Origin of the sequence: Psychrobacter sp. 78a-MNA-CIBAN-0178 (assembly GCF_040309625.1) — a bacterium.
Taxonomy (GTDB): domain Bacteria; phylum Pseudomonadota; class Gammaproteobacteria; order Pseudomonadales; family Moraxellaceae; genus Psychrobacter; species Psychrobacter okhotskensis.
In genome coordinates this window covers 1-249 of record NZ_JBEOOZ010000178.1, presented here as the reverse complement: position 1 = coordinate 249, position 249 = coordinate 1, and the positions used below count along the sequence as shown (strand labels likewise).

The window sequence follows — 249 nt, the reverse complement described above, 5'->3', positions numbered from 1 at the left end:
ATTATATATGAAGTATATAAATTAGTTGATAGATTCTCAGACTCAAAAGAATTTATCTATCTACATGAGAATACAAATCAAGGGAAAACATTAGGAGAAATAAAGAAAAATAATTTAATCTTAGATTTTAGCAGAACTATAATACTAATAGATAAACCAAATATTAAAGACGTAGATAGAAGAAAAGAAAATATAAGAAAGCTCTTTGGCACTAATCATGTTTTCTTTATCGACGAGTTTGGATATGAA

The 249-nt window shown here is 24.9% G+C and carries 1 protein-coding gene; it reads left to right on the top strand.

Annotation, left to right across the window (positions count from 1 at the left end):
• A partial coding sequence (locus AAEY80_RS14745) for a hypothetical protein (protein ID WP_350588627.1) occupies nt 1-249 on the top strand: 249 nt, incomplete at both ends.